The following is a 14,460-nucleotide window of genomic DNA, read 5'->3' on the forward strand; positions in this document are numbered from 1 at the left end:
ATCCAGCAAATAAGATCCTTGACTTTCAAGGATCCAACGCCCCAGGATCTGATTTCATCCCCAAAGTTACCCACAGCCACCGACCGGTGATGTGGACAGAATGAGAGCCCGCTGCTGCGGTTATTTTATATAACCAAATATCATTTATTCTTTATATTTTATTCCAATAACATCAGCGCCAACCCGTGATTACAACTAAAAATACAGAACTACAGAGAGAGGAATCCCCATGAAGACCACCATCAAGCTGATTTCCGGCGCCGCCATTCTGCTGGCTAGCCTGTCCGGCCAGGCCATCGCCCAGGAAACCATCAAGGTCGGCATGTCCGGCAAGTATTTCCCGTTCACCTTCGTCAAGCAGGACAAGCTGCAGGGCTTCGAGGTGGACATGTGGAACCAGATCGGTGAGCGCACCGGTTACAAGGTCGAGTTCGTCACCGCCAGCTTCTCCGGCCTGTTCGGCATGCTGGAAACCGGTCGCGTCGATACCATCTCCAACCAGATCACCATCACCGACGAGCGCAAGGCCAAGTACGCCTTCTCCCAGCCCTACGTCTATGACGGCGCCCAGATTGTGGTACGCAAGGGCAACAGCACCATCCACGGTCTCAAGGATCTGGAAGGCAAGACGGTCGCTGTGAACCTGGGCTCCAACTTCGAAGAGCTGCTGCGCAAGAACGACCCGAACAAGAAGATCGACATCCGTACCTATGACTCCAGCTTCGAGCAGGATGTCGCCCTGGGTCGCATCGATGCCTTCGTGATGGACCGCGTCTCCACCGCCCAGCTGATCAAGGAATCCAAGCTGCCGCTGCAACAGGCAGGCGCACCGTTCGAGACTATCGAGAACGCCCTGCCCTTCCTGAAGACCCCGGAAAAACAGGCCGTGCTGAAGAAGGTCGACGAGGCGCTGACCGCCATGCGTAAAGACGGCTCCCTGACCAAGATCTCGGAAAAATGGTTCGCAGCGGACATCACCAGCAAATAAATGATGGAATTTGATCTCGAGTACACGCTAGGGCTGTTTCCCATCCTGCTCAAATACCTGGGCACCACGATGGAAATGGCCCTGTGGGGATTCGTATTGGCACTCGTACTGTCGCTGGCCCTGGCGATAGTACGGGTGTTTCGCGTTCCCGCAATTCACTGGCTGGCGATGCTGTATATCTCGTTCTTCCGGGGGACTCCCCTGCTCGTCCAGCTGTTCCTGCTCTACTACGGGCTGCCGCAACTGTTCCCTGTCTTCGTGGGGATGGATGCCTTTACCGCCGCCATCATAGGGCTGACCCTGCACTTCGCCGCCTACATGGCCGAGTCGATCCGCGCCGCCATTCTGGGCATCCACAAGAGCCAGATGGAAGCTGCCCTCAGCATCGGCATGAGTCGATATCAGGCGATGCGGCGGATCATACTGCCGCAGGCGGCCCGCATCGCGACGCCGTCCCTGATGAACTACTTCATCGACATGATCAAGAGCACCTCCCTGGCGTTTACCCTGGGGGTGGCCGAGATCATGGGCAAGGCGCAGATGGAGGCCTCCTCCTCCTTCAAGTTTTTCGAGAGCTTTATGGCGGTGGCCCTGGTCTACTGGGTGGTGGTCATCTTCTTCACCCGCTTGCAGCACCTGCTGGAAGTACGCCTCAATCGTGCTTACTAAGAGGATGCCAGCGATGATGAGCACGCCATTACCCACTTGCGGCACAGGCTGGAAGTACCTCTCAACAGCCGCGCCCATTGAAGGAGACCTGTCATGATCAAGTTAACGGGTCTTTCCAAGGCCTATGACGGCAATCAGGTATTGAACGGCATCGATCTGGAGGTGAAGAAGGGTGACATTGTCGTCATCATCGGTCCCTCCGGCACCGGCAAGTCGACCCTGCTGCGCTGTCTCAACCTGCTGGAGACCCCGGATGCAGGCACCCTTGCCATCGATGACCTGCAGCTGGATCTGGCCCGAGCCAGCGAGCAGCAGGCCATCGAGCTGCGCAAGCGCGCCTCCTTCGTGTTCCAGAACTACGCCCTGTTTGCCAACAAGACGGCGCTGGACAACATAGCCGAGGGGCTGATCACCGTCTGGAAACAGCCGAAGGCGGAGGCCCGTGCCACCGCCCTTGGCATCCTCAAGGACATAGGCCTCGCCGACAAGCAGGATGCCTACCCGGCGTCCCTCTCCGGTGGCCAGCAGCAGCGGGTCGGCATAGGCCGCGCCATGGCGGCTCACTCCAAGGTCATCCTGTTTGACGAGCCCACCTCGGCCCTGGATCCGGAATGGGTCGACGAGGTGCTGGGGCTGATGAAGGAGCTTGCCCGCCAGCACCAGACCATGGTGGTGGTGACCCACGAGATCGAGTTTGCCCGTGATGTCGCCGACCGGGTGATCTTCATGGAAGGGGGTCGGATCGTCGAACAGGGCCCGCCGGATCAGATATTGGTCGATCCGCAGGATCCCCGCACCCGGGAGTTCCTGCGCAAAGTCCTTAAATAGCTCTCTCTTTGGCGGCCTGGCCGCCTTTTTTCTTGGTGGATCCTTGTTTAACCCGGGGTTGCCAGTATAATTCGGGGCCCTTGATCCTCTGGATCCTGCCAGCTTCTCCTGCTTATTGTTGAGCCAGAAGAAGATGAGAGGGAACGGCGGATTGACGAGAAGCCGAACTCTGTTTAGAATTCGGCCTCTTTTGCTAGTCGTCACACGCTATAGCTGGCGCGTCGGCTAAGTGTGACAATCAAAACTGTACAGAAATACGGAATCGAATCATGAAACGTACTTTTCAACCGTCCAACCTGAAGCGCAAGCGCTCTCACGGTTTCCGCGCTCGCATGGCTACTGCCAACGGCCGCAAAGTTCTGGCCGCTCGTCGTGCCAAGGGTCGTGCCCGCCTGGTAGTCTAATGCCTACCCAGCACACCTTCTCTCGGGAGTTACGTCTGTTAACTCCCGAACACTTCAAACGCGTTTTCGCCGAGCCTGTCCGGGCCGCTTCTCCGCAAATTACGCTTCTTGCTTGCCCCAATTCCCTCGAACACCCCCGTCTTGGCCTAGCTGTGCCCAAAAAAGCACTCAAGCGTGCCGTCTGGCGTAACCGTGTCAAACGAGTGGTACGGGAGAGCTTCCGTCTCAATCAGGCCAATCTGCCCGCTATCGACATCGTCGTCATAGCCAAGGGTGGCGTAAAGGAGATGGATAACGAAGAGCTGTTCAAGTTACTGGAAAAGCTATGGCGCACTCTGTCACGCCGTTGCAATGGGTAGCTATCAAACTGATACGCCTGTATCAGCTAATCATTAGTCCCCTGCTCGGGCCGCGCTGCCGTTTCACCCCGACTTGTTCCCAATTTGCGATAGAAGCAATCCGACTTCACGGTTTCATAAAAGGCGTTTGGTTAGCCAGCAAACGTCTATTAAAATGCCATCCCTTATCCGAGGGTGGTTATGACCCGGTTCCGCAACCAAAGCGAAGAAACTGAAGACTATGGAATCACAACGCAATTTACTCCTGATCGGTTTGCTGTTCGTGAGCTTCTTGCTCTGGCAACAGTGGGAGTCCGACAAGGCTCCGAAGCCGGCCCCGACTACCGTGGCCCAAACCGAACATTTCGTACCTGAAGCCGGTCAGACCGGTGATATTCCTCAGGTTTCCGAGCAAGCCAACGCCACTACCGCACGCAAGCTGATCACCGTCTCCTCCGACGTGCTCAAGCTGACCCTGGATACCCAGGGCGGTGACATCGTCTCTGCCGAACTGCTGGCCCACAAGCTGGAAGAAGGCAAGGAACAGCCGTTCACCCTGCTGACCAGCCAGCCTGCGCACCTCTATGTTGCCCAGAGTGGTCTGGTGGGTCGCAACGGTCCTGACAGCCAGCCCCAGGGTCGTCCCACCTACGAAGCCGCCCAGACCAGCTACCAGCTGGCCGATGGTCAGGATCAAGTCGTCGTGCCGATGACCTGGACCGACAGCAAGGGCGTGGTCTTCACCAAGGAGTTCGTGCTCAAGCGCGGTGACTACGCCATCGGCGTCGATTACAAGATCGACAACAAGTCTGCCGAGCCGGTTCAGGTGCAGTTCTACGGTCAGCTGAAGCAGACCGTGACCACGCCGAAGGACCAGGAAGGCCATGCCATGGTAGCCAGCGCCTACCGTGGTGGTGCCTTCTCCAGCGAAGATACCCGCTACAAGAAGTACACCTTCGACGAGATGAAGGATGCCGACCTGAACAAGACCACCAAGGGTGGTTGGGTCGCCATGCTGCAACACTACTTCGTCTCCGCCTGGGCACCGAACGCCGAGGACACCAACAGCTTCTACAGCCGCGTGATCCCGGGTAAAGACCAGGCCATCATCGGCTACAAGGCGCCGCTGGTTGACGTGGCTGCCGGTCAGCAGGCCGAAGTAAGCGGCAAGCTGTGGGTCGGTCCCAAGCTGCAGGATCAGATGGCCAAGGTGGCAAACCACCTGGACCTGACCGTCGACTACGGCTGGTTGTGGTTCATCGCCCAGCCGCTGCACTGGCTGCTGACCGTGTTCCACGGTTTCGTCCAGAACTGGGGCCTGGCCATCATCATGCTGACCCTGCTGGTACGCGGCATCATGTTCCCGCTGACCAAGGCCCAGTACACCTCCATGGCCAAGATGCGCATGCTGCAACCCAAGCTGGCTGCGCTCAAGGAACGCTTCGGTGACGATCGCCAGAAGATGTCCCAGGGCATGATGGAGCTGTACAAGAAGGAGAAGGTCAACCCGCTCGGTGGCTGTCTGCCGATCCTGGTGCAGATGCCCATCTTCATCGCCCTCTACTGGGCACTGATGGAGTCTGTCGAGCTGCGTCACGCGCCGTTCGCCCTGTGGATCACCGACCTGTCGGTGAAGGACCCCTTCTTCGTGCTGCCGATCCTCATGGGTGCCTCCATGTGGTATCTGCAGAAGATGAGCCCGACCACCATCACGGACCCGATGCAGCAGAAGGTGATGCAGTTCATGCCGATCATCTTCACCTTCATGTTCCTCTGGTTCCCGGCAGGTCTGACCCTGTACTGGCTGGTGAGCAACGTCATCTCCATCATCCAGCAGACCATCATCTATCGTCAGCTGGAGAAGAAAGGCCTGCACTCACGCACTTGATGCGCAGCCCATCTTCCCTGATGACAAAAGAGGCGGCCTTCGGGCCGCCTTTTTTATTACAATGTCCCCCAATTACCGAACAGACGAGTCAAGCAAGATGACAACAGATACGATCGTGGCCCAGGCCACCGCCCCCGGCCGGGGTGGCGTCGGCATAGTCCGCGTCTCAGGCCCCGCCGCCGAACGAGTCGCCGAAATCGTGCTCGGTCGGCTGCCCAGGGTGCGCTATGCCGAATATCTGCCGTTCAAGGACGAGCAGGGCCAGCCTCTGGATCAGGGCATAGCCCTGCTGTTCAAGGCCCCCAACAGCTTCACCGGCGAGGATGTGCTGGAGCTGCAGGGCCACGGCGGTCCCGTCATCCTGGACATGCTGATACGCCGCATCCTGCAAATCGAGGGCATCCGCCCTGCCCGCCCCGGCGAGTTCAGCGAACGCGCCTTCCTCAACGACAAGCTGGATCTGGCCCAGGCCGAGGCCATCGCCGATCTGATAGAAGCCTCCAGCGAGCAGGCCGCCCGCAGCGCCATGCACTCCCTGCAGGGGCAGTTCTCCGGCAAGATCCAGCAGCTGGTGGAGAGTCTCACCCGGCTGCGCATCTATGTGGAAGCCGCCATCGACTTCCCGGACGAGGAGATCGACTTCCTCTCAGACGGCAAGGTGGCGGGGGATCTTTACGCCATCATGGCAGAGCTGGATGACGTGCGCGGCGAGGCCAAGCAGGGCGCCCTGCTGCGGGAAGGGATGAAGGTGGTGATCGCCGGCCGTCCCAATGCCGGCAAGTCCAGCCTGCTCAACGCCCTGGCGGGCCGCGAATCCGCCATCGTCACCGAAATCGCCGGCACCACCCGCGACGTACTGCGCGAACACATCCACCTGGACGGCATGCCGCTGCACATCATAGACACCGCCGGCCTGCGCGATACCCAGGACAAGGTGGAGCAGATCGGCATCGAGCGTGCCTGGGCCGAAATAGAGCAGGCCGATCGGGTGCTCTTCATGGTGGATGGCACCACCACGGATGCGGTCGACCCACGGGAGATCTGGCCGGAATTTGTTGATCGGTTGCCAAAAAAGATCGGCCTCACCGTGGTGCGCAACAAGGCCGACCTGACCGGCGAGGATCTGGAACCTAGCCAGGAACTGGGCCACGCCGTCTACCGCATCTCAGCCAAGACCGAGCTGGGGCTGCCCGCCCTGCGCGAGCACCTGAAGGCCTGCATGGGCTTCCAGGGCAACACCGAGGGGGGCTTCATGGCCCGCCGCCGCCATCTGGACGCCCTGGAGCGCGCCGCCGAGCGGCTGCTGGTGGCCAGGGAGCAGCTCGAGGTCTTCGTGGCCGGCGAGCTGGTGGCCGAGGAGCTGCGCCTCGCGCAGGAGTCTCTCTCCGAGATCACCGGCGAGTTCAGCTCGGACGATCTGCTGGGGCGCATCTTCTCCAGCTTCTGCATCGGCAAGTAAACCTGCACGGCAGGCAATGAAAAGCCCGGGATGATCCCGGGCTTTTTTTGTGCATTTTTTATCCGCAAACCTAGAGGCGGCGCAGGCACCACATGAAGTAAGCGCCCCCTAACAAGGTAGAGACCAGCCCGACCGGCACCTCCTGCGGGAACAGGATCTGCTGGCCGACCCAGTCCGCCAATACCATCAGCAGGGCCCCGCATCCCGCCGCACCGAGCAGGTGCCAGCGGGCCCGCACCAGCCCCATCAGCTTGGCCATGTGGGGGGCCAGCAAGCCGGCGAAGGAGAGCGGGCCTATGACCATGGTCGCACTGGCGGTGAGCACGGCCACCAGCAGCAGTATGATGAGCTGGGCGCGGTTGAGACGAATGCCGAGCGCCGTCGCCACCGCCGGCCCCATGGGCATCAGATCGAGCCAGCGGCTCACCAGCAGGCAGGCCGCCAGCATCAGCAGCGCCAACCCCGTCAGGCCATAGGCCACCGGCAGGGTGACGTAATAGGTGGAGCCGGACATCCAGGAGAGCAGTTGCTGCACCCGCAGATCGCCGTTGGCCAGGGCGATGGCCTGCAGCGGCTCGAACAGTGCCGTGATGGCGATGCCGGAGAGCAGGATCCGCTCAGGCTGGAAGCCGTGCTTGCGGTTGACCAGCACCAGCAGCAGCAGGCAGCCGAAGGCACCGAGCAGACCCCCCAGCAGCATCATGGGCAGCGGCAAAGCGGGCAGCAGCAAGGCCGTCGCTATCACCCCCATGAAGGTGCCGCCGCTCACCCCCAGCAGCTCCGGGCTCGCCATGGGGTTGTTGCTGACCCGCTGCAACAGGGTGCCCGCCAGGGCCAGCAGCACACCGGCAGCACCGGCCGCCAGGGTACGCGGCAGGCGCCACTCCAGCTGGGCCTGCCACCTGAGCCAGCTCGGCCAGCTCCAGCCGTGCATCCCCTGCCCGACCAGCAGGGACGCAACCACCGCCAATACCAGCCCCATCAACAGCAGGCCGATAAGGCGAGCGGGCGCTCCATGGCGCGCCACCGTCAGGCCGCTGGCGGCCTTGGGAGCGCCTGACTTGAAGGCGAGCCGAGGGATCAGCCAGAGCAGCAGCGGCGCCCCCAGCAGCGCCGTCATGGCGCCGGTCGGGATCAGCACAGGCCAGAAGCGGCTCAGGGATTGCAGCAGCAGATCCGTGGCCGCCAGCAGCAAGGCACCCAGCATGGGGGCCCACAGCAGACGCTGGCCGAGCTGCCTCACCCCCAGCAGTCGCACCATGGCAGGTGCCGCCAGCCCGATGAAACCGATCAGCCCCACCACGCTCACCACGCAGGCGGTGACGAAGACCGCGAGCCCGAGGCCGGCGAAGCGCAGCTGCTTGAGGGAGACCCCCAGGCTGCGGGCGCTGGCATCGTCCAGCTCCAGCACGCCCAGCGGGCGGACCAGCAGGATGGCCAGGACGCCAGCCAGCAGCAGCCGTGGCAGCAGGTAGAGGACGCCGCTCCAGCTGTTCTGGGCCAGGGAACCGCTGCCCCACACCAGCAGGCCCTTGAGCTCCTCCTGGAAGAAGAGCAGCAGCCCCATGCTGATGGCCGCCAGATAGAGGTTGATCACCAGACCCGCAAATACGATGACCACAGGGTTGAGCTGGCGACGCCAGGCCAGGGCAAACACCAGCCCCATGGCGAGGCTGCCACCCGCCATGGCGATCCACTCGCGCCCGATCAGCAGCAAGGAGGGGGCGAACAGGGTCACCATCATCAACGCCAGCTGGGCGCCGGAAGCCACCCCCAGCGTGGTGGGGGACGCGAGGGGATTGCGCAGCACCTGCTGCATCAGGGTGCCGGCCAGCCCGAGGGCGGCACCGGCCAGCAGGCAGACCACCAGCCGCGGCAGCCAGCTGAAGTGGATGACCGCCTGGCGGGCGTCGTCCAGCTCGGGGGAGAAGAGGGCCTGCCACCAGAGTGCGCCTGGCAGCTGGCGCGCCAGCTCACCACAAGCCAGCACCAGGGTCAGCGCTAGCAGGCAGAGGCCCGGGCGCAGCAAGGGAGAGGAGACGAAACGATTCATTGGGCTTCCCCCTTGAGGGCCACGCCGCCCTGAGGCTGCAGGGCCTCGCCGAGCAGGGTGGCGAAACGACGGGCGGCCAGCATGCCGCCGAAACTCCAGGTCGCGGGCAGATGCAGCACGGGCGTGTTCTGTACCAGCGGCAGGTGCTGCCAGAGCCCGGGTTCCCGCAGTTTTTCACTCACCCCCACGGGAATGGGATCCACCACCACCAGCCTGGCCTCGGGAATGGCCAAGAACTGCTCGAGACTGGCCACCGAGAAGCCCCAGGCGTTGGTCTCCCCCTGCCAGGCATTGCGCAGGCCGAGCCGCTCCATCACCGCCTCGAACAGGCTGTGGCGGCCAAACACCCGTACATGGCGCTCGTCGATGAACTGCACCACCAGCAAGGGGGGCAGATCGGCGGGCAGCGTCTCCTTCATCTGCGCCAGATCCCGCTCCAGCGCGGCGAGCTGGCGCTCGGCCTCGGCGGTTCTGTTCACCAGCGCGGCTATGGTCAGGGTCGCCTCGCGCAGCCGCGGCCACAGCTCGGCATCGGGTTCATAGAGGGCGATGGACTGCACCGGCGCGATGCGGGACAGGGTCGGCGCCAGGGGGGCCGCCAGCGGGGAGATGAGGATGAGATCGGGCTTGAGCTCAGCCAGCAGTTCCCGGTTGGGCTGGGCCCGCAGGCCGATGTCGATCACCCCGGCGGGGAGCCTGGGTTCGCCGACCCAGGCGCGATAGGAGTTCACATCCCCCATGGCCAGCGGGGTCACGCCGAGGGCCAGCAGGGTTTCGGCTATGGTCCAGTCCACGGTGGCGATGCGCGGAACAGTACCGTCGGCAGCAGGGGCTGCGGGCTGTGTCTCGGCCTGCGTCGCCAGCGGCAGCAGCAGGCTGACGAGGCAGGGGGCCATCTTCAATAAAAGGTTCAAGAGCTCCCCCGGTCAGACGATGGCGATGGCATGGTCATGAGCCGGGTGGCGAATGACCTCCATGGGGATGCCATGGTGCATGGAGTGCAGGGTCTCGCCAGTCTGCAGTGATATGGGTTCAAATAAACTCATCGGGATAACAAACCTTGTCTAGACGATGGCGATGGCGTGGTCATGAGCCGGGTGGCGAATGACTTCCATCGGGATGCCATAGATGGCATGCAGGGTCTCGCCTGTCATGATCTGTTCGGGCTCACCGTGGGTCAGCAGACGACCACCGTGCAGCGCCACCAGCCGATCGCAGAAGCGGGACGCCATGTTGATGTCGTGAATGACGATGATGACCCCGAGGTTGAGCTGGCGACTCAACTGTTTGACGAGGGTGAGCACCTCCACCTGATGAGCCACGTCCAGCGCAGCCAGCGGCTCGTCCAGCAGGATGAAGCGGCTCTCCTGGGCCAGCAGCATGGCCAGCCAGACCCGGCCCCGCTCGCCGCCGGAGAGGGTATCCACCAGCCTGTCGGCAAACCCCTCGGTATGGGTCAGCGCTATGGCCTTGTCGACCTGGCGGTGATCGGCCTCCCCCATGCGGCCCAGCAGACCGCGCCAGGGATAGCGCCCCATCTCCACCAGCTCCCGGCCGAGCAGGCTCTCGGCGCTCGGCAGATGCTGGGGCAGATAGGCCACCTGACGGGCGAAGTCCCGGTTGCCCCACTCCTGCAGCGGCTTGTCATCGAACAGTATCTCCCCATCGCTCAGGGGCTGCTGGCGTGCCAGCAGCTTGAGCAGGGTGGATTTGCCCGAGCCGTTGTGGCCGATGAGGCCGTAGACCTGACCCTGCTCGAAACGCAGGCTGGTGGGTTGCAGCAGGGTGCGGTCGTTGACCGCGAAGCTGGCTGCTTTCATCTCAAACATGATCTGCTCCCGTGCCGGCTCTGTGCTCGACGCTCGGGTCGGTGAGCGTTCACCATAAAACCGGCAGATTTCCTCTCAAACATGATTCATTCCTGTACTGAAAGGGGTTGGCGCTCGCCTCCCCCTTGCGGCCGGTATCAGACCGGCACCTCGCTATCGAGATGGGCGACCGCATCCCGGCTCACCTGCTCGCGCCGCTCGCCGGTCAGCTCGGTGAGCTGTCCCTGACGCATCTCCAGCAGGCGATCCGCCAGGGAGAAATAGAGATCGTCGTGGCTGATGGCGATCACCGTCTTGCCTATCTCCTTGAGGCGCGGCAACAGCACCTGATAGAAGATGCGGCGGAACTGGGGATCCTGATCCGCCGCCCACTCGTCAAACAGCATCACCTCGCGCTGCTCCGCCAGTGCCAGCAGCAGGGCGACCCGCTTGCGCTGCCCCTGGGAGAGATCGATGTTGGCGATGAAGTCCTCCTCGATGGCCAGCTTGCTGCCCATCTGCAGCCGCTCCAGCCACTCGGCCACCAGGGCCTCTTTCGGCTCAGGCCCCAGCAGGTGCTGGAACAGGTGGTAGTCGGTGAAGATGGCGGAGAAGAGCGCCAGGTAGGCGTTGCGATCGGCAATGGGTTCACCATCCAGCAGGATCCGGCCAGAGACCGGCTGATAGAGCCCGGTCAGCAGCATGGCCAGGGTCGACTTGCCGGAGCCGTTGCCGCCAATGATGAATATCTGCTCCCCCCGCTCAATGGTCAGATTGATGGGGCCCACGGCGAAGCCGCCCTCCCCCTGATAGTGAAAGCTCACCTGCTCCAGCTCGATACGTTGCCAGGCACTGGGGGCCGGCGGCAGCGGGAACTTGGGCTCCGGCTCGGCCAGATTCAGGGTCGCTATCTTGTCGAACGCCACCTGGGCCGAGATCAGGGTCGGCAGGGCCCCGATGCCCTGCAGCAGCGGGGTGCGCAGGAACAGCAGGGTCAGGGCGAAGGTGGCGGCCACATTGGTATTGGCCCAACCGAGGCCGTTGGCCAGGAAGAAGACCAGGCCTATGGCCCCCAGCATCATGATGTTCGACCAGTTCACCGCGCTCAGGTGATAGGTATCGGCACGGATGATCTCCCGGCGGTAGTCCCGGGCGTTCTGCTCATAGAGCTGGTGATAGACGAAGTGGGCCCGCTCGCGGTTGAGCGCCAGCTCCTTGCTGCCCGCGATGATGGACTGGTAGTTCTGGTAGAGCCTGTCCTCGGCCTGACGCATCCGGGCCAGGTGGCGATAGACCCGGTTCACCAGCAGCCAGCCCACCACCATGGTCACGGTCACCCAGAGGGCGGTGACACCGAGCAGGGCGGGAGAGAGCAAGCCGAGGTAGATGATGGAACCCAGGGTGAGCACCAGCCCCTGCACCAGCTCCGGCAGGCGCACGAAGGCGATGGTGATCTGGCCGATGTCGCTGGAGAGGGAGGCCAGCAGCGGCCCCTGCCCTATCTGGCGAATGCGGGCGACGTCGGTGTCCAGCAGTTGCTTGAGCAGGCGGCCGCGCAACCGGTAGACGAAATGATGACCGAGGGTGGTCAGGGCCAGCTGAGAGCCGAGCGTGATCACCAGCAGCAAAAAGATAAGGCCGACAAGTTGACCCAGGATCGGCAACGGATCGCCGACTGACTCGATAAGATATTGATTGATAAAGGCAATGACACCTATCCCGCTCACAGCACTGAGCAGGCTGAGCAGGGTAATGGCGATGAAGGGCCAACGGTATTGGCGGTAAACCAGTGACAAGAGTTCCATGACAGGCCTGTGTACAAAAAGAAGGAGGGCGGGAGCTTGAGGCTCCCGCCCGGCCTGTATCTTACCAGCGGTAGTTGACGGAGCCGACTATGCTGCGCGGCTCGCCGTAGTAGCAGTAGTAGTCACAGCTCGCTACATAGGTGTCGTTCAGCAGGTTGTTGACGTTGACCTGGGCACGCCAGTTCTTGGCGAAGTCATACCCGATCATCGCATCCCACACCGTCTGGGCCGGCACCTGGGCCGAACCGTAGATGGGGGTGTAGTCCGCATTCACGGCACCTATGCCGACGCTGGAGCCGATGTAACGCACCCCGGTGCCCACTTCCAGCCCGGAGACCGGACCCTGCTGCACCTTGTAGTTGCCCCAGAAGGAGGCCTGGTGACGCGGGATCAGGCTGGCCTGGCGATCACCGTTGCCGGTGTCGTTGGTCTTGGCATCGGTGTAGGTATAAGCAGCGGTCAGGCGCAGCGCCTCTGTGGCCTGCACGCTCCCTTCCAGTTCGATCCCCTGGGAGGTCACTTCACCGGCCTGGGTCTGCTGGCCGGAACCGGTAGAGACCAGCGAGTTGGTCTGTTCCAGATCGAACAGCGCCAGGTTGATGTAGCCATCGAGGAAGCTGGGGGCGTACTTGATGCCGGTCTCATACAGCTTGCCTTCCAGCGGCTTGTAGGAGTTCTTGGTGTTCGGGTCTATGCCAGGCAGCACTTCGAACGACTCCGCATAGGCGAAGTATGGGGAGAGGCCGTTGTCGGCCAGGTACATCAGGCTGCCGGAGAGCGAGAGGTTGTCATCATACTGCTTCTCGTTCTTGCTGGTGGCTTCGCTGATGTTGTGGGTCTCCACATAGTCGAAGCGGCCGCCTGCGGTCAGCAACCAGCGATCGTCCCAGCGGATCTGATGCTGGGCGTAGAGGCCGCTCTGACCCTTGGTGTTCTTCTGATAGGTGGCGGTGGACTCGTCGAAGCCGGGGAAGCCGCTGTAATCCGGGTTCATGGTGTCGATGGACCCCATGCCGTAGTTGTCGGCCTCGACCCCTTCGTTCACGTGACGCTGAAGATCTATCCCCATCAACAGGGTCTGCTCGGTGCGATCCGTGTTCCAGTAACCCACCAGCTGGTTGTCCATGGTGGCACTCTTGGTGTCGCCGTCACGGTAGACCAGGCCGCGGTAGGCGGTAGTGCCTTCATAGGTCGGGAAGATATAGGTCTGGCGCAGCAGCAGATCGTTGTAGTTGAAGCGGACGTTCTGCTTGAACTCCCAGGTCTGGTTGAACTGGTGGGCCAGCTCGTAGCCGGTGGAGATCTGGGTGTTGCGGTTGCGATCGTAATCCGGCTGACTCAGGTTGGTGGCGGGATCGATCTGGCCGCCCTCGGTATTGAGGGTGCCGTAGACGGGGAAGAAGCCGTTGGTGGGCACTCCTTCATCGTGCAGGAAGCTGGCCAGCAGGGTGAGGCTGGTGCGATCCGAGATGTCCAGGGTCACGCTCGGCGCCAGGTAGGCGCGCTCGTTGTAGGTGCCATCCAGCACGCCGTCGCGCTCTTTATAGAGCGCAACCATGCGATAGCGGCTGTCGTCGGTCAGATCGTCGGAGAAATCGACCCCGACCTGGCGCAGATCCCGGTTGCCCAGTTGCAGATTGACCAGGCCTTGCGGGGTCGCGGTGGGGCGCTTGCTGATGGAGTTGATCACGCCGCCGGGAGGCGCCTCGCCGTAGAGGATGGAGGCCGGGCCCTTGAGCAGCTCCACGCTTTCCAGACCAAATGGCTCCGGTGTCCAGACATAGTAGCCGGTGCCGAACAGGCGGTTGCCATCGAGGTATTGAGCGGCATCGAAGCCACGCACCTTGAACCAGTCGGTGTTGTTGTCCGAGCCATAGAAACCGGTGAGCACGCCGGAGCGGTAGCGCACGGACTCGTCGAGCTGCTGCACGGCGTGCTGATCCAGCTCTTCACGGTTGACCACGGAGACGGCGCGAGGGGTCTCGGCCATGGGCACCTCGACCTTCATGGCGGTGCCGGTCACCACCATGGTTTCAGCCGCCTTGGGCAGCTCTTTATCCACCGGTTCCGCAGCCAGCACCGGCAGGCTCGCCAGCAGGCAGGAGAGCGGCAACAGCTGGGCCCCCTTCTTTCGCATCACTGCATCTTGGGTATTTTTTTGCGCAATCATATAAGTGTCTCAAATATCAATGAGTTATAAATTGGTTTCTTATTATGGGT

Annotated in this window: 13 protein-coding genes; 8 read left to right on the forward strand and 5 right to left on the reverse strand. The window is 62.2% G+C overall.

Features of this window, described 5'->3' with window-relative positions:
* The first annotated feature begins 229 nt into the window (after positions 1–229).
* From ACWPWQ_RS03815 to mnmE, 8 genes are all read left to right on the forward strand, one after another.
* Positions 230–988: an amino acid ABC transporter substrate-binding protein gene (locus ACWPWQ_RS03815; protein WP_042650677.1), complete on the forward strand. Its 759-nt coding sequence runs from the start codon at positions 230–232 to the stop codon at positions 986–988.
* Positions 989–1,657 carry an amino acid ABC transporter permease gene (locus tag ACWPWQ_RS03820; RefSeq protein ID WP_139437129.1) on the forward strand — a complete coding sequence of 223 codons (669 nt, stop codon included), beginning with the start codon at positions 989–991 and terminating at the stop codon, positions 1,655–1,657.
* A 93-nt stretch (positions 1,658–1,750) separates the two neighbouring features.
* Positions 1,751–2,485, forward strand: a complete 735-nt coding sequence (locus ACWPWQ_RS03825; protein ID WP_139437132.1) for an amino acid ABC transporter ATP-binding protein — start codon at positions 1,751–1,753, stop codon at positions 2,483–2,485.
* A 269-nt stretch (positions 2,486–2,754) separates the two neighbouring features.
* Positions 2,755–2,889 (forward strand): 50S ribosomal protein L34, encoded by a 135-nt coding sequence (gene rpmH, locus ACWPWQ_RS03830; RefSeq protein WP_005307156.1) that lies wholly within the window; start codon positions 2,755–2,757, stop codon positions 2,887–2,889.
* The gene (rnpA, locus tag ACWPWQ_RS03835) at positions 2,889–3,248 is read left to right on the forward strand and encodes a ribonuclease P protein component (RefSeq protein ID WP_025328882.1); all 360 of its coding nucleotides are present in this window, start codon (positions 2,889–2,891) and stop codon (positions 3,246–3,248) included. The genes rpmH and rnpA overlap by 1 nt, the downstream gene beginning before the upstream one ends.
* Positions 3,215–3,463: a membrane protein insertion efficiency factor YidD gene (gene yidD / locus ACWPWQ_RS03840; protein WP_010672280.1), complete on the forward strand. Its 249-nt coding sequence runs from the start codon at positions 3,215–3,217 to the stop codon at positions 3,461–3,463. Before rnpA ends, yidD begins: the two co-directional genes overlap by 34 nt.
* A 5-nt stretch (positions 3,464–3,468) precedes the next feature.
* The gene (yidC, locus tag ACWPWQ_RS03845; RefSeq protein WP_139437134.1) at positions 3,469–5,115 is read left to right on the forward strand and encodes a membrane protein insertase YidC; all 1,647 of its coding nucleotides are present in this window, start codon (positions 3,469–3,471) and stop codon (positions 5,113–5,115) included.
* A gap of 97 nt (positions 5,116–5,212) precedes the next feature.
* Positions 5,213–6,574: a tRNA uridine-5-carboxymethylaminomethyl(34) synthesis GTPase MnmE gene (gene mnmE, locus ACWPWQ_RS03850; RefSeq protein ID WP_043132733.1), complete on the forward strand. Its 1,362-nt coding sequence runs from the start codon at positions 5,213–5,215 to the stop codon at positions 6,572–6,574.
* A gap of 70 nt (positions 6,575–6,644) precedes the next feature.
* Here the strand turns inward: mnmE and fhuB are convergent, their stop codons facing one another.
* The 5 genes from fhuB to ACWPWQ_RS03875 all read right to left on the reverse strand — a co-directional run bounded on the left by fhuB (position 6,645) and on the right by ACWPWQ_RS03875 (position 14,410).
* Entirely contained in the window at positions 6,645–8,627 is a 1,983-nt protein-coding gene (fhuB, locus tag ACWPWQ_RS03855; protein ID WP_454009053.1) for a Fe(3+)-hydroxamate ABC transporter permease FhuB, read from the reverse strand.
* The gene (locus ACWPWQ_RS03860; RefSeq protein WP_454009176.1) at positions 8,624–9,523 is read right to left on the reverse strand and encodes an ABC transporter substrate-binding protein; all 900 of its coding nucleotides are present in this window, start codon (positions 9,521–9,523) and stop codon (positions 8,624–8,626) included. Before ACWPWQ_RS03860 ends, fhuB begins: the two co-directional genes overlap by 4 nt.
* Positions 9,524–9,691: 168 nt before the next feature.
* The gene (locus ACWPWQ_RS03865; RefSeq protein ID WP_454009054.1) at positions 9,692–10,456 is read right to left on the reverse strand and encodes an ATP-binding cassette domain-containing protein; all 765 of its coding nucleotides are present in this window, start codon (positions 10,454–10,456) and stop codon (positions 9,692–9,694) included.
* Positions 10,457–10,593: 137 nt separating this feature from the next.
* The gene (locus ACWPWQ_RS03870; protein ID WP_454009055.1) at positions 10,594–12,240 is read right to left on the reverse strand and encodes a multidrug ABC transporter permease/ATP-binding protein; all 1,647 of its coding nucleotides are present in this window, start codon (positions 12,238–12,240) and stop codon (positions 10,594–10,596) included.
* A 61-nt stretch (positions 12,241–12,301) separates the two neighbouring features.
* Positions 12,302–14,410, reverse strand: coding sequence for a TonB-dependent siderophore receptor (locus ACWPWQ_RS03875; protein WP_202047999.1), 2,109 nt, complete (start codon positions 14,408–14,410; stop codon positions 12,302–12,304).
* Between the last annotated feature and the right edge of the window lie 50 nt (positions 14,411–14,460).

This window comes from Aeromonas sp. Marseille-Q7275 (genome assembly GCF_965119515.1).